Source organism: Embleya australiensis (genome assembly GCF_051903075.1).
Lineage (GTDB): Bacteria > Actinomycetota > Actinomycetes > Streptomycetales > Streptomycetaceae > Embleya.
Genome location: NZ_CP182423.1, coordinates 2,147,659 through 2,166,867 on the forward strand (window position 1 = coordinate 2,147,659; position 19,209 = coordinate 2,166,867).

Sequence of the window (19,209 nt, forward strand, 5' to 3'; positions counted from 1 at the left end):
CCCCCATTCGGGACGAACGACACTCCGCAAGCCCGAACAAACCAGCCATACCCCCACCGGAACACCCAATCAAAACCCGGACGCCCGCACCGTCCCGAACCCCAACGCCACCCCAAAGCCCGAGCCGCCCCAGCCAGTGCGACCCCTGCGCAGGCGCAACCTCCCACATCAGCCCAATCGATGGCGCGGAGCAACCAAAACCCCAAACCACCAAGGCCAACCAATCACCGCCGCAGCCCCCACACCCACCCGCCCTTGCATCCCTCCCATCCTCCTCAGCCCAACAAGAAATCAGCCACGTCCGCAAAGAACCGACCACCGGCCGCATCCGCCGCCGGCGAAACAAGCTCCATGGTCAAAAACCCATGAACCATCCCGAGTTCACGCCGATGCCGAACCCGAACCCCAGCGCCACGCAGGCGATCCGCGTACTCATCCCCCTCATCCCGCAGCGGATCATGCTCGGCGGTCACAACCACCGCCGGCGGCAACCCGGCCAAGTCGGCGGCGAAAAGCGGACTGACCCCCGGATCGGCACGCCGAACAGGATCGGGCACGAGGTTCTCGACTCCCCACGCCACGGCATCCGTCGTCAGTCCCCACCCGGTCGCCTTCTCCCGCGTACTCGGCCGAGACAACGTCAAATCGGTATTGGGAAACGCAAGAAACTGCGCAGCCGGCATCGGCCCACCCGCATCACGCATCCGCAAACACACAAGCGCAGCCAAGTGCCCACCGGAACTGTCCCCCGCAATCGCCGGCACCCCGACCGCACCACACAACTCACCCGCATGCTCCGCGGCCCACCGAAACGCCGCAACAGCGTCATCGATCCCGGCAGGCCAGGGATGTTCGGGCGCCAACCGATAGTCAACAGCCAACACAGCAACCCGCGCGGCAACAGCCAGTCGCCGACACAGCCGATCATGCGACTCCAAACCGCCGATGCTCCACATCCCCCCATGCACATAAACCACCAGCGGAACCGCATCGAGGGTCGGCCGATAAAGCCGACCCCGAACAGAAACCGCCCCACCCGCAACCACATCAACGCCGGTCAACCCACCCAGCGCCACCCCACTCACACTCCGGCGGCCAACCTCAACATCCCGAACCTCGGCAAGCCCAGGCCCAGCCACCCGCCCGGCAACCCGCACCGCCTGCCGCCGCCGAACCTCAACCACACCCAATTCCCGAACCGAGGGCCCACAACCAAGCCGCTCCGCGTCCACATAGGCAGCAAGCTCACCATCAGCCAACCCACCAAAATCCCCATCACCCATAACCCCAACTCTGCCGGCCACCCCCACCACCCAGCCAACGATCCCCAAATACGCGAAGTCCGCGGGACGCCGGCGACACCCCCAATCCCGGCAATCGATTCACCGCTGTCTACGCGGAGGCTCGGCCGCAATCCTCTCCAAACCTTGCCAACATCCGCTTCACCCCCACTCGCACGGACACTTCGGCCGCGCCGAGGCACCCGTTTCGCGCCGTCAGCAATTCACCTCCGCCCATCGCTGGTGCCCTGCTTCAGTCAAATGCGGCGGTTCGGCGACGCACACCCCGGCTCAGCCCGGATCCTCCGCTCCCGTGAGCAGTTGCAGGACCAGGGCTTCGGCTACCCACGCCTGCCATGCCTCGGGGCTCCGGCCGCGCCCGTGGACCAGGAGATGGTGGCCTTCGGGCGCGTACGGCAAGCGCCATGTCCGCCGCGCGGGCCGCATCGACACCGGCCCGCAGGTCGGTCTTGACGGCCGCCGACTCGGCCGGGAGCAGTTGTATGGCACACCGCTGGACCACCTTGGCCCGCCACCGCCCGGCCGACCCGCGAGGATCGCTCCCCCGGGGCCAAGTCCCGTGCGGCGGAGCCCGCTTGGAGGCGGATCCGGATGACGGGCGGCGCGGCCGGCGGCTCGGCCAGGCGCAGTCGTATGGCGTGCCGCTGGGCCACTTTGGCCCGCCGCACGGGCCCGGGTGGCGGCGGCCTTGGCGGCTCGGATGCCGGGTGGCGGGGATGTCTTCGAGGTCGCCATGTACCTGTTCGCGTCCGCTGCGTCTGCGAAGCGCGGGATCGGCGCCACCGGCGCCCGGGGTATCCGCCGGGGCGCATGCGTTCGCGCCGTGGTCGATATCCGTACCACCCGGCGTGCGGGTGTGATCATCGGTGCGTCACCGGGGCGGGGTTCACGCCTTATGGATCGTGTGATGGTCGGGAAAACTTCGACAAGTACCCCATTGCCGGGGCGGATGGGGCGGGGCGGGGCGAGGTGAGCCGGGCCGGGTGGGACCAGACCGGATCGGATTCGAGCCGCACCAGACTGGTGAGGACCGTACCGGAATCGAAGATCGTCGAGGCGTTGTTGGAGGAGGCGTTGAACCTCACGTCGATGGTGCCGCCGGGGAGCGGGCCGGGCGGAAGCGGGGTTGGCTCGGTCGGCCGGCTCGAGTGATGAAGCCAGGTTCGTACGGCCTGATCCGATCCGGACCAACCGGTCCGATCCGCCGGGAGGCGACCAGGCAAGCCATGGGGCGGTGACCACAACCCTGGCGGTGGCGGTAACAACCACACCGCTGGCCCCGCAATCGGCCGGGTCAGCGGGCAACGGCCCCGCGACCCCGCCGGCGCCGACGGATGCTCGGGTGACTGGGGAGTCCGCCCGAGCACCGTCGGCCGCACACCCATCGGTCACATCCGTCGGCAAAGACGCCCCGACCAGGAACCCAAACTCCCGGAACCAATGGTGGCCGCCCAACGCAGAACCGGAATTCCCCTGCCGAAACTGTTCAAGCGCCAAGCCGACCCAACATCACAAAACCAGGAACTGCCGCAACCGGCACGAGCATCCAGGAACTGCCGGGAGTCCGGAGCAAGCTGTACAAAGGCGGTGACGAGCCCACCGAACTCCACCCCCACGTCGGCGAGATGGCCCTCCCGCCCCGACCGTCCCCATATCCGCCCGGCGCGCGACAACCGCCGTCCGGCTGCCCCTACACACCTGACCGCATCGCCCACTCATGCCGGCGACCATCAACGCACACACCGCCGAACCGCAGGCAGGTATTCACCAAACACTCCGGCATCGACCCGGCGGATGCCGTCGCCACCGGCCGCGCAGCCCCCGGAGTCCGGCCCCGGTCACAACCGGCGACACCCACTCCATCGACGAGCCCTGCCCGCTCCACCATCAACGCCGACCCAGGCACCCACCACGACCGAATCGTGGGCCCGGCCCACACGGCCCCCTCCCCGGACGGGCCCCTTCCCGGCACACCCGCCCCCACCCGAATCGAAGCAATCATGCCTCGGTGCGGCGCAATTCCCCGGCGCAACGCGCTCGGGCGGGTTGGCGGCAGCACTATCGGGCGTGCCGCGTAAGCCCGAACAAAGCGCCGGTGGGATCGCGCAAGACCACATCTGCGTCGGACTCCCGGCGAACCACGGTCGCACCAAGCCGTCGAGCCCGCTCCGCGCCGTCATCAGGGCTGTTGCCGGCGAAACGAACCAGCCACAGTGATCGCTGCGCCGTTCCTTTCCCTGGCGGCGCCCCGGTGGCGGCGATGGAGTCGTCCGGCAACCGGAACTCGGTGCACCCAGGGTCGAAGTCCCAGTGCAGCGCCGGTCGGTAGAAGGCGGCGGCGTGCGCGGTGCGGTCGGTAAGAAGGCTGATGCCCGCGAAAGTGCCCGGCTCGTGGGCCAGGTGCATGCCGTCATGCGTGCCCGGCTGCCACAGTGACAGTGGTGCGCCGACGGGATCGAGCGTGACGGCGGCGTAGCCGAGCGTCCCAACCCGCGTGGGTGCCACGACGATTCGGGCGCCCAGGCTCGCGAAGCGGGTGGCGACGGCTTGGATGTCCGACACGGTGACGTTGACCGTCCAGTAGGGCGCGCCGGCGTCCTCGGCCGGTCCCAGGGCGGCGACGAGACGTCCGCGCAGTGTGCAGAGCCTGTAGCCGTCGGAGTCCGGTGGGGCGACGTTCCAACCGAACAGCGCGGTATGGAACGCCGCCGTCGTCTCCATGTCGGGGGTACCGAGGTCGATCCAGCTCACGCTGTTCTCGGGGTGCCGCGTGATGTCCATCGAGATGCCTCTCCGTTGGCGCCGCCGCCCCGGCAGTGGAAGCGAAGCAGTGTCCGAAGCCGACTCGGCGGCGACCTGCCTGCGTTGTCAGGCGTAATACGGCGAGTTCATGTCGACACTGGCGTCTTCGACGACATCGCCGTCGAACAGTCGTGTCGTCGCCGCGGCTCCGGCCCGGCGGGCTTCTTCGGTGAACGGGCCCTGAGCGAAGGCCAGGGCGTTCTCGGCGTTGTCGAACTCGTAGAAGCCACCGACGGTGTGCGTACCGATGCCGGACAACCACGTCTTGCGGATCAGGCCCGGCGTGGTCTTCAGCGCCGCGTTGATCGAGAGCCAGTCGAACTGCTCGAACGGCACTGCCGCCTGGATCTCGGTGTAGAGAAATGTCCTGCCCATCACAAACCTCCGATTTCGGCGGCTGCCCCACCCATGCGACTAGTACGTGCGTACTAGTGAGGTGAGCATGAACTAGGATGGACGTACTAGTCAAGGGGGGTCGCGATGGCCGCGGATACGAGGTCCCGCATGATCGGCGCAGCGATCGCGCTGTTGCAGCGCCACGGCTTGGCCGCGATGTCCTTCACCGACGTCTTGGCCGAGAGCGGGGCCGCACGCGGAGCGATCTATCACCATTTCCCGGGCGGCAAACAGCAACTCGCGCTTGAAGCCGCCCGCCGCAACGCGGAGGACGTCCGCGGCCACCTGCACGAACTGCCGGCCGCCACGCCACGCGAAGTCGTGGAGGCGTTCCTCGGCAACGTCCGCCCCGTGGTGCAAGCGTCCGCCGAAGGCGGCGGCTGCGCAGTCGCGGCGGTCACCGTCGACGGCGGTGCGGCCATCGCCGACCAGGGCAGCCTGCGCACTGTCGCGGCCGAAGGATTCGCCGGTTGGATCGGCGAGCTCACCGCAAAACTCACCCACGCCGGAATGAGCCCACCCAAGGCCGCCGATCTGGCCACCCTCATGATCGTCACACTCGAAGGCGCCCACATCCTGTGCCGCGCAGCGGGTGACATCGCGCCGTTCGACAGCGCCGCCGCAGCCCTACTCTCCGCCCTCCCGAGCCCGGCTTGACCCGGCGCGGGAACAAAACCCACCCCCCTCCGGACACCCAAAGAAAGCGGCTGATCCTCCTACGGCAGACAGCCCTCCTCGAACCACACTGCACAGCTCGACCTGATCCACGCAGCCCCCACGCACGCTACGTACGGCCGACAAAAACCCCAATCCACAGCCCCCTACACTCCCGTATCCATGAACGCGACCGACGACGATCTTGAGCCCACCCAGCAACAGGCCGACACAGCCAACAACGGTCGCCCGACCGGCGGATCACCCATCCGGATCGGCGCTCTCGTCCCGCTGAGCCCGCCAGGTTGGGTCGAGGCCGGGCAGCACTTGCTCACCGGGCTCGAACTGGCCGTTCGCGACATCAACGACGACGGCGGGATCAACGGAAGACCCCTCGAACTCGCGATCCGAGACACCGCCGCCGATCCGCAAACGGCCGTGGCGGCCATGGACGAATTGGCCGCCCTGGGCGTGGCCGCCGTGGCCGGGGAGTATCACAGCGTCGTCGCCCGCGCCGCCGCCACCAGGGCCGATGCCCTCGAACTGCCGTTCCTCTGCTCGTCGGCGGTCCTCGACGCACTCACCGGACAACCGACCGAATGGGTCGCGCGGCTCGCCCCGGCGCAGTCCCACGGCTGGCGCGTCTACGCGGACTTCCTCCTCGCGGCAGGCCACAGTCGAATCGCCCTGGCAACCCAACCGAGTCTCTACTGGGCATCCGGGACGGCCATCCTGCGGGACCACCTCACCGCCCGCGGCGGTACCGTCATGGAACTCGACACGCGCGCGCTCACCCCCACGGACGTGTGCGACGCACTCGCCGACCATCGCACGACAGCCCTCCTTCTTCTGGTCGGCCACCCGGAACCGGCAGTGTCGATCGTCAAGTCCGTCCGCCGCGACCGGCGCCTCGCCGAGGTCGTGATCGGCGCTCCGGCCGGGCAACCGGAGTTCACCGAATGGGCTTCGCTACTGGGCGACGACGGCGCATCGATCGCGTTCCTGCGCTACCTGCCCGAACGCCTGAGCCCACTCGGCGCGAGGGTCGAGGCGGATCTCCGCCGACAGCTGGGCAGGGCGCCGTCCTTCGTCGCCTTCGAGGGCTACGACACAATCGCCGTACTCGCCGACATGCTGCGCTCCCACGGCACGGACCGGCCGCACATCGCCGAATCCTGGCCGCGCGTCGCGGTCGAAGGCACCCGTGGCCAAATCCGGTTCTCCCGCACTCCCGGCATCAGCGTCTGGCAATGGGCATGGCCACCAACCCAGATCGTCGATCGAAACCCAACCGAACCCAACCGCTTCCGAATCCTTCACACCGGCTGAACAAACCCGGAAGCCCGCCAATCCGGATCCCTCCCCACCCGAACTCGATACCGCCCATACCTATCCACGCGCCACCACAGCCAAGAACCCGCAGGTCAACAAGAAGTCCCGACGCAGGTGGGGATGTTCCTGTGGTCCGTGCCTCAACTCCGGTGCGGACGATGTCGGCCCTGCCGAACGTGAGCGCGGGGGTGTGGGTGGCCGGCGCTGGGTGCACGTGTCCACCGCAGCGGCGGGTGTGGGTCGGGGTGGGATGCCTCGAAGGCGGTGTGCGTGCGAATCGCGTTGTCGTTGGACTCGGTCCGTAGCGTGGGATGCTCGCGCCGGGGTCGAGGGCGGAGTCGGGCCGATCGTTGTGATCTGGGGGCGGCCCGGATCGGTTGCCCGTCGGAGATCCCACGCGGCCGGCGGGTGAACTGCCGTTGTGTCGCGGAAGATCCGCCTCACTGGAGACAACCCATGGGTAGCAAGATACGGCCGAGTGAAAACGCTGTTCCCGGCTGATAGAACTCCGGGGCGTCCAGTGTCGACCCTGCGGGCGCGGGAATATTGCGAAGGCACCGGTCGTGGCGCCGAAGGTCTCGGCGTCGGTCCCGCCGGCTCGGGGTGGAGTTCACCGCCTGGGGCACCTTCCGGTGGGTCCCGCCGTACGTGCGTTCCAGCGTTGTGCCGGGTCGCGATCGGGGTGGCCGTTTCCTGTGGCCGCTCCAGTGGTGAGGGGGCGATGTTTGTGAGGTCGTGCGGTTGGCGAGGTGGTCCGGGACGTGCTCGGCTTTCCGCGCGGAGTGAGGGCCGCTGGGTGGGTGTGGTGGCGGCTGCCGGGGGGCCTGGTTGCGCTCGTCGCCGCCGCGCGCCTGGTGGGGCGTTGGCGCTCTGGGCGGAACGCCGCGAGTGGTAGGCGTGGTTGATTGTTCTGGTCGTTGCCGAGCCGCATGCACGGCGGTCGCGCGGGTGTCCCGCAGGTGAGGCGGTCCTGGGCATGCTCGTGCGGCATCCGCTCGAGGGGGCGGGCGTATGAGGACCTGTGGGCCTTCGGTGGGCGTTTGGTCGTTGCCTGATCGGTCTGCGGGCCGGGGCGCGCTGCTGTTGTGGATGCCGGGTCACGCTCCGGGGGGCACACCGCCGAAAGGTCTGCGCAGCGGGCCTCTTCGGCCGAGCGGTCACTGCGGCTCCGGCCCCGATCGCGCCCCCAGTCCCAACCCCGCCAGCGCGAACCGCACCGTGTGTGCCATGTGTTGTGGTGCGACCGGGGTGCCCGCGCGCAGGTGGTCGTGCAGGGTGGCCAGCGTCAGCCGGTACACCGCGCGTGCGTCGGCCTCCACATCGCCCGCCGTCGTCGCCCCCTCGGCCCCCGCCAGCGCCTCGCGCAGGGGCCGGATCATCGCCTCCACCGAGTCCCGCTGCTCGGCCGGGAACAGCTCGGCCAACCGGTCCTGGTGGGCCATGAACGGACGGGTACGCGCCGCCGCCACCGGATCGCCGGCCTGCGCCAGCACGCCCTCGATCCAGGCCACCACCTTGCCCGCGACGTCGTCGGCCGCCGACATCCGGTGGTCCAGGTACGCGGCCATCCGCCGCCGCCCGTCGTCGAGCAGCGCGACGAGCAGTTCGTCCTTGGACCGGAAGTGCCGATAGAACGCCTGGTTCGACAATCCCGACTCGCGCAGGATGTCGCGCATCGTGGGATCGAGGCTGCCGGTGCGCTCGACCACCCGATACGTCGCGTCGACCAGCCGACGCACCTCCTGCGCGTACACCGCCCACCGCGCCTCCAGCGGACGGCGGACCGCGTTGCCCACCAACCCGCCGGAATCCACCGCCGGTTCGATCCCGTCCATCGGCGGCACCCACCTTCGATTCCCGAGGTCCCAGAGGTCCCAGAAGTCCCCGAGGCCCCAAAGAGCCCCGAGATCCTCGACGTTCCCGACGCTCTTGTCTGTCGGAACGCCGCATCCTACTATCCAGAACGACGTTCTCACACGTGCGGTCACTGTTCCACCAGCCACCCCGACCCGAAGGGGCACCGCATGCAACGCGAGGTTCTACTGACCGGGATCGGCGGCCAAGGCATCCAACTCGCCACCGCGCTGCTGGCCGCGGCGGCGGTGGCCGAGGGTCGGCACGCGATGTACTTCGGGGCGTACGGCGGCATGATGCGCGGCGGCAACTCCGACACCACGCTTGTCCTGGGCGACGCCCCCGTACAGAGTCCGCCGACGATCGGCTCGGCCTGGTCGGCCCTGGTGCTGCACCCCGCGCACGCGGCCGGCGTGTACGCGCGGCTGCGCGACGACGGCCTGCTCGTGCTCAACACCAGCCTGTGCGATCCGGGCGCGACGCCCACCGTGGGCCGCCTGGTGCCCGTGCCCGCATCGGAGTCGGCCGCGAGCACCGGCAACCCGGCGGCGGTGACGATGATCGCGCTCGGCGCATACGTCGCCGCCACCGCCGTCGTCGGCCTCGACACCCTCCTGGCGACGGCCCCCGACGTCCTGCCCCCGTACCGGCAACACCACGCCGAGGGCATCCGCGCCGCGCTGCGGATGGGGCACGCACACGCCGGACCGGCACTGCGAGCCTGGCCTGTGTACACGTGACCGGCCCCGAACCCACGCCCACGCCCACGCCCACGCCCACGCCCACGACGCCCACGCCCGACCCGCCCCCGCTCAGCAGAGGCACCCTCGTCATCGACATCGACGCCTGCAAGGGCTGCGACCTCTGCATCGACGCATGCCCCGCGGACGTCCTGCGGATGACCGTCTCCGAGGTCAACGACCGCGGCTACCGCTACCCCCGTCTGCTCCCCGGCTGCATCGCCTGCAAGGCGTGCTCGGCGATCTGTCCGGACTTCGTGTTCCAGGTCTACCGCTACGACGAATCCCGCGACGAGACCGGAGGAACCGGCCGATGAACGCACCCACTTCCGGGCCCACCACCCGACCCGGCGCCCGCCCCACGGTCCTCGCCGGCTCCGCCGCCATCGGCGAGGCGATGATCGCCGCCGGTTGCCGGTTCTTCGCGGGCTACCCGATGACGCCGTTCACCGAAGTGCTCGAACACATGGCGGCCCGGCTGCCCGAGGTGGGCGGGGTATGCGTCAACGCGGAGAGCGAGTTGGAGGCCATCGGCATGGCGTGGGGCGCTGCCGCCACCGGCACCCCCGCCGCCACCGGATCGACCGGCCAGGGGCTGTCCCTGATGCAGGAATCACTGGCCGAGATCGTGCACGCCCGACTCCCGCTGGTGGTGCTCGACATGGCCCGCGCGCAGGGCGACTACCACCAGGCCACGCGCGGCGGCGGACACGGCGACTACCGGCACCTCGTACTCGCGCCCTGCGATGTGCGCGAGGCCGTCGAACTGACCGGGTACGCCTTCCACCTCGCCGAGTACTGGCGCAGCCCGGTGCTGGTGATGGGCGACTACTACCTCGCGCACACCCACGTCTCGGTGCACGTACGCCCCACCGACTTCGGCCCGTTGCCGCCCCGCGACTGGGCCCTGGACGGGTCGAGCGGCGGAACGGGCGCGGCCAAGCTCATCTCACCGCTGTCCGACCGCAAACAACGCCACGCGGGCGATCGCGCGGACGCCGGCTACGACCTGGCCGAGTTCTACGTCCGGCGCGGCGCCGCCCTGGAACGAATGCTCACCGAGACGGAACCCCGCGCGGAGACCGGCTTCCTGGCCGACGCCGAGGTGGTGGTGATCGCATACGGGACACCCGCCCTGTACGTCCGCCGGGCCGTGTCCGACCTGCGCGCCCTCGGTCGGCGCGTGGGCTATGTACGCCCGATCACACTCGTGCCCTTCCCGAGCGACATCGTGCGCGCGGCGGCGGCCGACGCGCGGGTGGTCGCGGTGTACGAGAACAGCGGAGGTCAGATGGTGGACGACGTGCGCCTGGCCGTGCTCGGCGCGGCGCCGGTGCGGTTCATCGGCCGACTGAGCCTGGACCCCTCGGGGTTCGGCATCGCCCCCGACCTCGACGTGGGCGCGATGCGACGCCGCATCGAAGCACTGTTCGAACCCGCGCACGCACCCGCGCGCCAACCCCCGCACGAAACCCGATCCGAACCCCCACCCCCATCGACCGCAACCTCACGCCCCACCCACCCGAACGGCCCCCGATGAGCGCCGCGGAAGCAAAAGCAAAAGCAAAAGCGGGAACGGAACCGGACCCGGAAGCCCGCCGCACCCCCGACGCCCCCACCCCCGCCGGCCGCCGCGAACTGCCCATACTGACCACCACCCACCAACCCCCCACCTGCGCCGCCCGCCTCGTCCACGACTTCACCCCCGACCTGATCGACGTCGGCGCGCACCACCTGTGCCCCGGCTGCGGCGAGCCGATCGCGATGCGCTCGATGGTCGAACAGGTCGCCGAACTCGGCCAGGTGACCAAGGCGATCGCGGTGTTCGGCATCGGCTGCTACACCGCCTACTCCAACAACCTGGACATCGAGGTGCTCCAAGCCCTCCACGGGCGCGCCCCGTCCCTGGCCACCGGGGTCAAGCGCTGCCGGCCGGACACGCTCGTGTTCACCGTGCAGGGCGACGGCGACATGGTCAACGAGGGCCTCCAGGAGGTGCTGCACACGGCGGCGCGCGGCGAGAACGTCACCTGCCTGATGCTCAACAACGGGGTGTTCGGCGAGACCGGCGGACACATGACCGCCGCCACCGTGCTCGGCCAGCGCACCAAGAACACCCTGGACGGACGCGACGCGGCCCGCCACGGTCACCCGATCCGACTGGCCAACCTGATCGCCGAGTTGGACGGCGCCACGTACGTCGCGCGCGGCGCGGTCCACGACATCGTGAACATCACCCGCACCACCCGGATGATCCGCAACGCCTTCCGCACCCAACTGCGCGGCGGCGGCTTCTCCTTCGTGGAGATCCTGACCATGTGCCCCACCGGTTGGTTCGTGGACACCGCCGCCGCACCCGCCTACCTCGCGAACACGCACGCCGCGACGCACACCCTCGGCGTACTGAAGGACACGACACGCACGTCGGGCCCGCACGCCGCCCCGGAAGGAACCACCGCATGGCCGACCTGAACCCCCCGGCACCCATCGTGGTCGGCATCATGTACCCCCCGGCCTGGGACATCCGCCCCGCACACGCGCTCGCCGCCGACCTGGACGCGGTGCGCGCGCTCGATCCGCGCATCGAGATCGTGGACTGCCGCTATCTCGAACCCGAGGGCCTGCGCACCGCCCGCGGCCGACCGGGCGCCGAAGGCCGTCCCGAACTGCGGTCGCTCGCCCCCGAGTTGACCGCCGAACAACGCGCCCTCCTGGCCCGGGTCGAGATCGCCCTGGTCGCCGATCTGCCGTTCGACGTGGCGGCGCTGGCACCGAACCTGCGCTGGGTACAGAGCTGCGCGGCGGGCAACGGCCAACTGCTCTCCGCGGGCCTGCCCACCGAGCGCATCCGGCTGACCAGCGCGGCCGGGGTCAACGGTGCGCCGATCGCGGAGTTCGTACTGGCCCGGCTGCTCGCCTTCGCCAAACGCCACCGCGACCTGGACGCGGCGCAGCGGGTCCGGCGATGGCGGCCGGCGTTCGGCGGGCTCGTCCAGGGTCGCACCCTCGGCCTGATCGGCGTGGGCGGGATCGGTACCCAAATCGCCCGCCGGGCGCAGGCGTTCGGGATGCGGGTGCACGCGACGCGGCGTCGGGTGGAGTTGCCGGCCGAGCATGTGGATCGGCTCTACCACCCGGACGACCTGCACGAGATGTTGGCGGGCTGCGACGCGGTGGTGTCGGCGGCGCCGGAGACGGCGGACACGGTGGGCACGATGAATGCCGCCGCGTTCGCCGCGATGCGCGAGGGCGCGTTCTACTGCAACGTCGGGCGGGGTTCGTTCGTGGTCGAAGCGGACCTGATCGCGGCGTTGCGCGGCGGCCGGCTCGGCGGCGCGGCGCTGGACGTGGTCGCCCACGAGCCGCTGCCGGCCGACGATCCGTTGTGGACGGCGCCGAACCTGTACCTGTCCGCGCACTGCTCCAGCGCGGCCCTCGAACACTTCACCGAGGTGTTCCGCCTGTTCCGGGACAACCTCGGCCGCTACCTGGCGGGCGAGGAACTGCGCAACACGATCGACCCGGACGCGGGCTGCTGAACACGCGGCACACGGCACGCGGCACGCGGCGACACCGGAAACCCGCACCCACGCGGGAAACCCCATCGACCCGAGGACGGATCAGATGCGCGAGGAAACCGTGCCCGACACGGACGAGTCGGCCACCGAACGCACACTCGGCGGCATCGGCACCCGGGTCCTGTTCGAGGACGACCGGGTCCGGATCTGGGAGCTGGAACTGGCCCCCGGCGCCCGCAGCGATGTACACCGCCACGAACTCGACTACTACCTGGTCCAGATCGCGGGCGATCGCATCGCGGTCGAGCCCGAGCCGGACAGCGCGGGCGAGTATCGCGAGTACTTCGCCGCCGACGTGGTCCCCGGCGTGGTCGTGCCGATGCGGCGCGGCGGGGTGGAGACGGCGGTCAACGTCGGCGAGCAGCGCTATCACGAGATCATCGTCGAGCTGAAGGACCGGTAGGTCGTCCACGATGGGGTCGGCGCGGCGGTCCGGGAGGGTGGGGCGATGACGGGCGGCCTGGTGATCGGCGCGGTGTTCGCCGGCGCGGCGCGGGCGGTGCCCGATCGGGCGGCGGCGGTGTTCGGCGACGAGGTGCTGACGTTCGGCGCGCTGCACGCGGCGGCGGGGCGTACGGCCCGCGCTTTGCGGGCGGCCGGGGTCGCGCGCGGCGACCGGGTCGTGTGCTGGAACCGGACCACCCTGGACGTCCTGCCCGTATTCGCCGCGCTGGCCCGAATCGGCGCGGTGTACGTCCCGCTGAACCCGGACCTGACCGCCGACGAGGCGCGGGGGACGGTCGCCGCGGCCCGCCCGGTACTGCTGGTCGCCGACCACACGGTGCCGGGGCCGGCCGTCGGCGGGGCTAGCGGCGTGCCGGTGCTGGGCCTGGACATCCTGCGGGCCGCTGCCGGCACGGCATCGGCACCGGCACGGGCGCCCGAAAACGCACCCGCACCGGGACCGGGACCGAAACCGGGAGAAGCATCGGCACCGGCACCCGAGGACACCACGCCCGGCCCCGACGAAACCGACCCGCACGTCCTGTTCTTCACCTCCGGCAGCACCGGCCGCCCCAAGGGCGTGATCCTCTCCCACCGCACCAACGTGCTCCGCACCCTTCCCGGCGCGCAGCTCGAACCGCGCGGCGCGATGGTGTGCCCGTATCCCCTGTTCCACATGGGCGCCTGGACCATCGCGTTGCAGCAGTGGCAGGCCCGGGACACGCTCGTGCTGGTCGCCCGGGCCGACGGCGCGGAGATCGTCGCGGCGGTGCGCCGACACCGGGCGACGCGGCTGAACTGCGTACCGGCCGTCTGGCGGCGGGTCCTGGACACGCTCGCGGCGGAGGCGGGGCCCGGCGCCGGCGTGCTGAACACGGTGCGGTTCGCCGACACCGGCACCTCCCGCACCCCGCCGGAACTGCTCGCGGCGATCGCCGACGCCGCCCCCAACGCGGTACTGCGGGTCTTCTACGGCTCGACCGAGGCGGGCAACGTGGCCGCGCTCGACGGCGCCGACATCGCCCGCAAGCCCGGGAGTTGCGGCGTGCCGAGCCCCTACCAGGACGTCGGACTCACCGCCGACGGCGAGGTGTACGTCAGCGGACCGCTGCTGTTCGACGGCTACTTCGACGACCCGGCGGCCACCCGCGCGGTGCTGCGCGAGGGCCGGTACCACACCGGCGACCTGGCCACGGTGGACGCCGACGGCTACCTGACCATCACCGGCCGGGTCGGCGAACTGATCCGCACCGGCGGCGAGGCGGTCGACCCCGGCGAGGTCGAGGCGGTGCTCGCGCGGGCCGAAGGGGTCCGCGAGGTCGCCGTGGTCGGCCTGCCGGATCCCGTCTGGGGCGAGCTGATCTGCGCGGTCGTGGTCCCCGTCGACCCGACGAACCCACCCGACCCGACCACGCTCCGCACCTTCTGCGCCACGCGCCTGGCCGGCCACAAACACCCCCGCCGGGTGGTACACGTCCCCGAACTGCCCCGCACCACGGCCACCGGCCAGGTACAACGCCGCCGACTGGTCGAACACATCACCGAACGCACGACCGAAGACGACCCGCCGCCGCCCTCGCACCACCCCTGAACCCCCGAACCGCCCGCACGCTCGCCGAGGACTGCGCGGCGCTGACGAGGCGCCGGCGCCGGTGGTGACGTCGGTGGTGACGTCGGTGGGCAACGGGTGGCTGTGGGACGGAAATTGGGTGTTCCGGCTGCTCGGGGCGGCAATCGGGGTGGAGGCGGTCGTGGAGTTCTCGGATTGTTTGCGGGGTGTTCGGTTAGTCCTTTCGGGTGTTGGGCTCGAATGGGGCTTCGGGCCCGGGCTCGGTGCGGTAGACAAGGGGGCATGCCTCTGAAGACGCGTGCCGCCAGGGTCGGCTCGATGGATGTGAATCGTATGGCCCCGGTGGAGTTGCGGGTGTTCGCCCTGTTCGCCGCGGCAGCCGCGGCCGGCCAGACCGTCACCATCCGGGAGGTGGCCGGCCTGGCCGGGCCCAACGGGCGCACGATCGGCTCGCGCAGTGCGATGAGCATCGCCGGCGATCTGGTCGACAGCGGTCTGCTCGCCCTGTCCCCGCCGTTGGCCTCGGTCGGGCTCGACGGGCCGATCGAGGTGTCCGTGGCCGGCCGGAGCACGACGGAGGGCGCCGCCAAACCGGTGTTGCCGCGCCCGATGTCGCCGACCATGCCGGAGCTGCGCGAGCCGGTCGGGCCCGGGGTCGTGCCGGAACAGGCCCGCGGCGCGCGGCCCGTGCCGGAGCCTCGGCTGTCGAAGGAGGCCCGCCGGCCGCGTGAGCCGAAGGGCGCCAGGGACGGCGAACAGACCGGGCTGCGGCGCTTCGGCGTGCTGACCGTGCCGCCGGGGCTGCCGGACGCGCTGCTGGCCGAACTGACCTCGATCGTCGAGGGTTTCCGGGCGCATCAGGCCTCCGGGGTGGCCGACCTGACGGTGGTCGCCGAGTTGACCAAGCGCAAGGCGGCCGCGCTCGCGGTGTGGGCCGAGGTGCCGTATCCGCTGGGTACGGGGCTGGTCCGGGCCGAGGCGGAGCGGGCCCGCCGGGCGCACGAGACGACGTTGCAGCAGTTGGCCCAGCAGCGGGGCATCCCGTGGGAGAGCGCCCGCCCCGACGCGGAGCCCGGTGGGCACTGGGCGGTGAGCGGACTGGGCGAGCCGGTGCGCGGCGCGCTGACGTACATCGGCCGCACCGCCCCCGGCACCTCGCCCGTGGCCCGACTGCTCGCGCTGGTCTGCCTGTTGCGCGGGGTGGGCACCGGCGTCGCCAACCTGACCGGCCCCGACCTGCGCGGCGTGTGCGGCAAGGAGGCGGAGTCGGCGGTCGGCGAGTTGACCGCGTCCGGCTGGCTCAGCGTCGACGTCGAGGACCTGCTGGCCACCGAGGAGGACCCGGTCGGCTGCGGCGTCCCCGGCGCGGAGGGCTTCACCCTGGGCAAGCTGCCCCGGACCCGGTCGTCGGGCTGGGTGGCCCGGCTGATCGCGCACAAGAAGCTCCGCAAACAACCGGCGCGGGTACGGCTGGCCGCCCTCGGCATCACCTCGCACTGCGACGCGCACGGTGCGGCCCGGGCCGACGTCGACTTCCTCGCCGGCCTCACCGCGAGTACCCCGGAGGAGGCGGTGGCGGCGGCCGAGGTGCTGGTGGCCGAGGGCTGGCTGACCGAGGCCCACGTCGAGGAGGGCACACTGCACGCCCAACTCGGCCCGGACCAACTGATCTTCGTCGAGGCCCTGCGCACGAACACCCCGGTACAGACCCTCCAGGCGGCAGCCAAGGCGGCGGCCGCCGCAGCGGCGGAGGCGGAGTCCGCGCCGCAGGAAGCGCCCACGCCCCCGGCCGACCCGACGACCTGAGCACGCCGACCCGCATCACACAAGCGACCACCGCCCGTTCCACGTCCGCGTCCGGGTGAGCCGGTACAGGCACAACCCGGTTCCGCCGGAATCACCCGGCCCGGAGGTCGGTGAGCCCGTCGACCACCGCGCCCGGCACGGCCGGCGCCGCCGTCCGCGCCACCACGTCCCGGATCACCACGTCCCACCCCGGCGCCCCGGCGGCCGGCCACAAGCACTGCCGAGCCCCCGGCCGATGCCCCCGGGCATCCCCGACCGCTCGCGCACCGCCGCACCCCTCCCAGCCGCGCCCGAGCCGGCCGGTGTACGCCGCATGCGCTGCCGAATCGCGCCGGGACCGGCCCTTCGGACGCTGCGGTCGGCCGCCATCAAGCACGTCACCGGCCTTCACGCCGGCCGATGTTCGCCTGCCCGTCACCCGCGATCCGCTCCCCGGTAGGGCGCGGAGCGATGAACTGCGTACGTCCGCCCCTCCCGCCGGGCCCGCACCGCCGACCCCCGTCGACAGGCGCGAGCGTCCGGCTCTCCGCGTTCTCGAAAGGGCATTTCGTGTCGGCCTCCCCCCAGCCTCCCTCCGGCGTATCCCGCCGCCGCCTGTTCCAGCTCGGCGCGGGCGGCGCGGGTCTCGCCGTCGCCGGCTCCCTCCTGCCGCCGTCCGTCCAGCAGGCCCTGGCCTCCCCGCCCCCGCGCGGCGGGTTGAAGGCGATCAAGCACGTGGTCGTGCTGGTCCAGGAGAACCGCTCCTTCGACCACTACTACGGCACGCTGCGCGGCGTGCGGGGCTTCGGCGACCGCAACGCGATCCGCCTGCGCGACGGCGGCAGCGTGTTCGAGCAGCCCGGCGGCACCGCCGGCCACGTCCTGCCCTTCCCGGTGCGCAAGGCCGCCCAGGACGCGTCGAAGGACCTCCAGTACATCGGCGCGCTCGACCACAGCTGGGACGGCGGCCACAAGGCCTGGAACGACGGCTGGAACGACGGCTGGATCGGCGCCAAGTCACCGGCCACGATGGCCTTCTACGACCGCACCGACCTGCCGTTCCACTACGAGCTGGCGGACACCTTCACGATCTGCGACGCGTACCACTGCGCGCTGCCGTCGTCGACCTCGCCCAACCGCAACTACCTGGTCAGCGGCTACACCGGCTACGAGCCGGGCAGCACCACCCGGCGGGCGATCGACAACGCCGCGTACTCCGAGGACACCCACGCGGGCTACTCCTGGACCACCTACGCCGAGGAGCTGCAGCGCGCGGGCCGGTCCTGGAAGGTCTACCAGGAGTGGGACAACTACCAGGACAACAACCTGGAGTTCTACGTCTCGTTCAAGCAGGTCGCCCGCAAGGCGCTCGCCACCGCCGGCGGCTTCAAGAGCCTGGACTCGTTCTACGGCAAGCTCGCCGGCGTACCCGCCGCCGAGCAGGACGCCATGCTGGCCAAGCTGGAACAGGGCGTCGCCACGCTGTCGCCCGCCGAGCGGGTCCTGTACGACCGCGGCCTGCGCCGCGGCCGGCCGCACTCGCTCGCCGACGCGCTGCGCGCCGACATCGCGGCCGGCACCCTGCCCGAGGTGTCCTACCTGGTGCCCTCCGCGGCCGACTCCGAGCACCCGAGCGCCTCCTCGCCCGCCGCCAGCGCGACGATCACCTACCAGGTGCTCGACGCGATCGCGTCCAACCGGGAGATCTGGGACTCGACCGTCGTGCTGCTCACGTTCGACGAGAACGACGGCTTCTTCGACCACGTGCCGGCGCCCTGCCCGCCGGCGGAGGTCACCGACGAGTACTACAACGGGCTGCCGATCGGCTTCGGCGCGCGCGTGCCGATGATGATCGTGTCGCCGTGGACGGTCGGCGGCTACGTCTCGTCGGAGATCTTCGACCACACCTCGGTGACCCGGTTCCTGGAGACCTGGACCGGCGTACGCGCGCCCGACATCAGCGCCTGGCGGCGGACCGTGTCCGGCGACCTGACCGGCGCGTTCGACTTCGACCGGGCCCGCCGCTCGCAGGTGCCGCCGCGCCCGGCGCCGGCCCCCGCGTTCACCTCGCGCTGGCGGCCCGCGCCGCCGGCGAACCAGAAGCTGCCCGAGCCGGAGCGCGGTCGCCGCCCGGCCAGGCCGCTGCCGTACCAGCCCGACGCCTCCGCGCGGCTGGACGCCTCCAAGCGCACGCTGACGCTCGACCTCGCCAACGGCGGGCAGTCCAGCGTGCACCTGCAACTGTTCCCGTACTCCGGGGACCTGGCCAAGCCGAAGCACTACGACGTGCGCGGCCGGCGCTCGGACACGATCGCGCTCAAGGGCGAGCGCTACGACCTGACGCTGATCGGCCCCAACGGCTTCCGCCGCGAGTTCGCCGGGGCGATCGCGCCGACCGCGCCCGGGGCGGGCGCCGAGGTCACCTCGCGGGTGCGGTCCACCGGGCGCATGCTCGACCTCGAACTGGTCAACCACGGCAAGCAGTCGGTGACCTTCAAGCTCACCCCGAACGCCTACGGGCAGGGCTGCTCCGACCGCGAGCGTACGATCACCCTCAAGCCCGGCCGCGACCGCACGGTGCACTGGTCGACGGGCTCGGCCGACGGCTGGTACGACGTCACGGTGACCATCGAGGGCGCCGACGGCTTCGTCCGACGTCTGGCCGGTCACATCGAGAACGGTCGGGAGAGCGTCAGCGGCTGACCCGTGACCGACTCGACTCGCGACGTGGGTCGCCCGGAGGCCGGCGCGGC

Annotated in this window: 16 protein-coding genes; 11 read left to right on the top strand and 5 right to left on the bottom strand. The window is 71.4% G+C overall.

Annotated elements, in window-relative coordinates; translation table 11 throughout:
• Positions 1 to 275: 275 nt before the first annotated feature.
• The 4 genes from ACMXN5_RS39630 to ACMXN5_RS39645 all read right to left on the bottom strand — a co-directional run bounded on the left by ACMXN5_RS39630 (position 276) and on the right by ACMXN5_RS39645 (position 4,478).
• Positions 276 to 1,283, bottom strand: coding sequence for an alpha/beta hydrolase (locus ACMXN5_RS39630; protein WP_439679735.1), 1,008 nt, complete (start codon positions 1,281 to 1,283; stop codon positions 276 to 278).
• A 288-nt stretch (positions 1,284 to 1,571) separates the two neighbouring features.
• Positions 1,572 to 1,700 carry a hypothetical protein gene (locus tag ACMXN5_RS39635; RefSeq protein ID WP_439679736.1) on the bottom strand — a complete coding sequence of 43 codons (129 nt, stop codon included), beginning with the start codon at positions 1,698 to 1,700 and terminating at the stop codon, positions 1,572 to 1,574.
• Between the two features lie 1,659 nt (positions 1,701 to 3,359).
• A complete protein-coding gene (locus tag ACMXN5_RS39640) occupies positions 3,360 to 4,082 on the bottom strand; it encodes a VOC family protein (protein WP_439679737.1) in 723 nt (240 codons plus the stop codon).
• 87 nt (positions 4,083 to 4,169) lie between these two features.
• Entirely contained in the window at positions 4,170 to 4,478 is a 309-nt protein-coding gene (locus tag ACMXN5_RS39645) for a hypothetical protein (protein ID WP_439679738.1), read from the bottom strand.
• A 129-nt stretch (positions 4,479 to 4,607) separates the two neighbouring features.
• Between ACMXN5_RS39645 and ACMXN5_RS39650 the strand changes: the two genes are divergently transcribed.
• Together ACMXN5_RS39650 and ACMXN5_RS39655 are read left to right on the top strand one after the other, a co-directional pair.
• The gene (locus tag ACMXN5_RS39650) at positions 4,608 to 5,156 is read left to right on the top strand and encodes a TetR/AcrR family transcriptional regulator (RefSeq protein ID WP_439679739.1); all 549 of its coding nucleotides are present in this window, start codon (positions 4,608 to 4,610) and stop codon (positions 5,154 to 5,156) included.
• A gap of 180 nt (positions 5,157 to 5,336) precedes the next feature.
• A complete protein-coding gene (locus tag ACMXN5_RS39655) occupies positions 5,337 to 6,482 on the top strand; it encodes an ABC transporter substrate-binding protein (RefSeq protein WP_439679740.1) in 1,146 nt (381 codons plus the stop codon).
• 1,160 nt (positions 6,483 to 7,642) lie between these two features.
• Here ACMXN5_RS39655 and ACMXN5_RS39660 read toward each other — a convergent pair.
• Positions 7,643 to 8,320, bottom strand: a complete 678-nt coding sequence (locus ACMXN5_RS39660) for a TetR/AcrR family transcriptional regulator (RefSeq protein WP_439679741.1) — start codon at positions 8,318 to 8,320, stop codon at positions 7,643 to 7,645.
• A 189-nt stretch (positions 8,321 to 8,509) separates the two neighbouring features.
• On the opposite strand from ACMXN5_RS39660, the gene ACMXN5_RS39665 reads away from it, so the two are divergent.
• From ACMXN5_RS39665 to ACMXN5_RS39705, 9 genes are all read left to right on the top strand, one after another.
• Positions 8,510 to 9,079: a 2-oxoacid:acceptor oxidoreductase family protein gene (locus ACMXN5_RS39665; protein WP_439679742.1), complete on the top strand. Its 570-nt coding sequence runs from the start codon at positions 8,510 to 8,512 to the stop codon at positions 9,077 to 9,079.
• Positions 9,076 to 9,396, top strand: coding sequence for a 4Fe-4S dicluster domain-containing protein (locus ACMXN5_RS39670; protein WP_439679743.1), 321 nt, complete (start codon positions 9,076 to 9,078; stop codon positions 9,394 to 9,396). The genes ACMXN5_RS39665 and ACMXN5_RS39670 overlap by 4 nt, the downstream gene beginning before the upstream one ends.
• Complete coding sequence (locus tag ACMXN5_RS39675) at positions 9,393 to 10,619, top strand: hypothetical protein (RefSeq protein ID WP_439679744.1); 1,227 nt, start codon at positions 9,393 to 9,395, stop codon at positions 10,617 to 10,619. Before ACMXN5_RS39670 ends, ACMXN5_RS39675 begins: the two co-directional genes overlap by 4 nt.
• Complete coding sequence (locus ACMXN5_RS39680) at positions 10,616 to 11,551, top strand: thiamine pyrophosphate-dependent enzyme (RefSeq protein ID WP_439679745.1); 936 nt, start codon at positions 10,616 to 10,618, stop codon at positions 11,549 to 11,551. The genes ACMXN5_RS39675 and ACMXN5_RS39680 overlap by 4 nt, the downstream gene beginning before the upstream one ends.
• A complete protein-coding gene (locus ACMXN5_RS39685; RefSeq protein WP_439679746.1) occupies positions 11,539 to 12,618 on the top strand; it encodes a D-2-hydroxyacid dehydrogenase in 1,080 nt (359 codons plus the stop codon). Before ACMXN5_RS39680 ends, ACMXN5_RS39685 begins: the two co-directional genes overlap by 13 nt.
• A gap of 85 nt (positions 12,619 to 12,703) precedes the next feature.
• Positions 12,704 to 13,060 (top strand): hypothetical protein, encoded by a 357-nt coding sequence (locus ACMXN5_RS39690; RefSeq protein WP_439679747.1) that lies wholly within the window; start codon positions 12,704 to 12,706, stop codon positions 13,058 to 13,060.
• 45 nt (positions 13,061 to 13,105) lie between these two features.
• Positions 13,106 to 14,692 (top strand): class I adenylate-forming enzyme family protein, encoded by a 1,587-nt coding sequence (locus ACMXN5_RS39695; RefSeq protein ID WP_439679748.1) that lies wholly within the window; start codon positions 13,106 to 13,108, stop codon positions 14,690 to 14,692.
• A 297-nt stretch (positions 14,693 to 14,989) separates the two neighbouring features.
• The gene (locus ACMXN5_RS39700) at positions 14,990 to 16,477 is read left to right on the top strand and encodes a hypothetical protein (protein WP_439679749.1); all 1,488 of its coding nucleotides are present in this window, start codon (positions 14,990 to 14,992) and stop codon (positions 16,475 to 16,477) included.
• Positions 16,478 to 17,026: 549 nt separating this feature from the next.
• Positions 17,027 to 19,159: a phosphocholine-specific phospholipase C gene (locus tag ACMXN5_RS39705; protein WP_439679750.1), complete on the top strand. Its 2,133-nt coding sequence runs from the start codon at positions 17,027 to 17,029 to the stop codon at positions 19,157 to 19,159.
• The last annotated feature ends 50 nt before the right edge of the window (positions 19,160 to 19,209 follow it).

Excerpts from the sequence above, each read along its gene's own strand:
- ACMXN5_RS39685 (WP_439679746.1), top strand. The coding sequence starts at position 11,539 with ATGGCCGACCTGAACCCCCCGGCACCCATCGTGGTCGGCATCATGTAC.
- ACMXN5_RS39660 (WP_439679741.1), bottom strand. The coding sequence starts at position 8,320 with ATGGACGGGATCGAACCGGCGGTGGATTCCGGCGGGTTGGTGGGCAAC.
- ACMXN5_RS39680 (WP_439679745.1), top strand. The coding sequence starts at position 10,616 with ATGAGCGCCGCGGAAGCAAAAGCAAAAGCAAAAGCGGGAACGGAACCG.
- ACMXN5_RS39675 (WP_439679744.1), top strand. The coding sequence starts at position 9,393 with ATGAACGCACCCACTTCCGGGCCCACCACCCGACCCGGCGCCCGCCCC.
- ACMXN5_RS39700 (WP_439679749.1), top strand. The coding sequence starts at position 14,990 with ATGGATGTGAATCGTATGGCCCCGGTGGAGTTGCGGGTGTTCGCCCTG.
- ACMXN5_RS39665 (WP_439679742.1), top strand. The coding sequence starts at position 8,510 with ATGCAACGCGAGGTTCTACTGACCGGGATCGGCGGCCAAGGCATCCAA.
- ACMXN5_RS39640 (WP_439679737.1), bottom strand. The coding sequence starts at position 4,082 with ATGGACATCACGCGGCACCCCGAGAACAGCGTGAGCTGGATCGACCTC.
- ACMXN5_RS39695 (WP_439679748.1), top strand. The coding sequence starts at position 13,106 with ATGACGGGCGGCCTGGTGATCGGCGCGGTGTTCGCCGGCGCGGCGCGG.
- ACMXN5_RS39655 (WP_439679740.1), top strand. The coding sequence starts at position 5,337 with ATGAACGCGACCGACGACGATCTTGAGCCCACCCAGCAACAGGCCGAC.
- ACMXN5_RS39630 (WP_439679735.1), bottom strand. The coding sequence starts at position 1,283 with ATGGGTGATGGGGATTTTGGTGGGTTGGCTGATGGTGAGCTTGCTGCC.
- ACMXN5_RS39645 (WP_439679738.1), bottom strand. The coding sequence starts at position 4,478 with ATGGGCAGGACATTTCTCTACACCGAGATCCAGGCGGCAGTGCCGTTC.
- ACMXN5_RS39650 (WP_439679739.1), top strand. The coding sequence starts at position 4,608 with ATGATCGGCGCAGCGATCGCGCTGTTGCAGCGCCACGGCTTGGCCGCG.
- ACMXN5_RS39690 (WP_439679747.1), top strand. The coding sequence starts at position 12,704 with ATGCGCGAGGAAACCGTGCCCGACACGGACGAGTCGGCCACCGAACGC.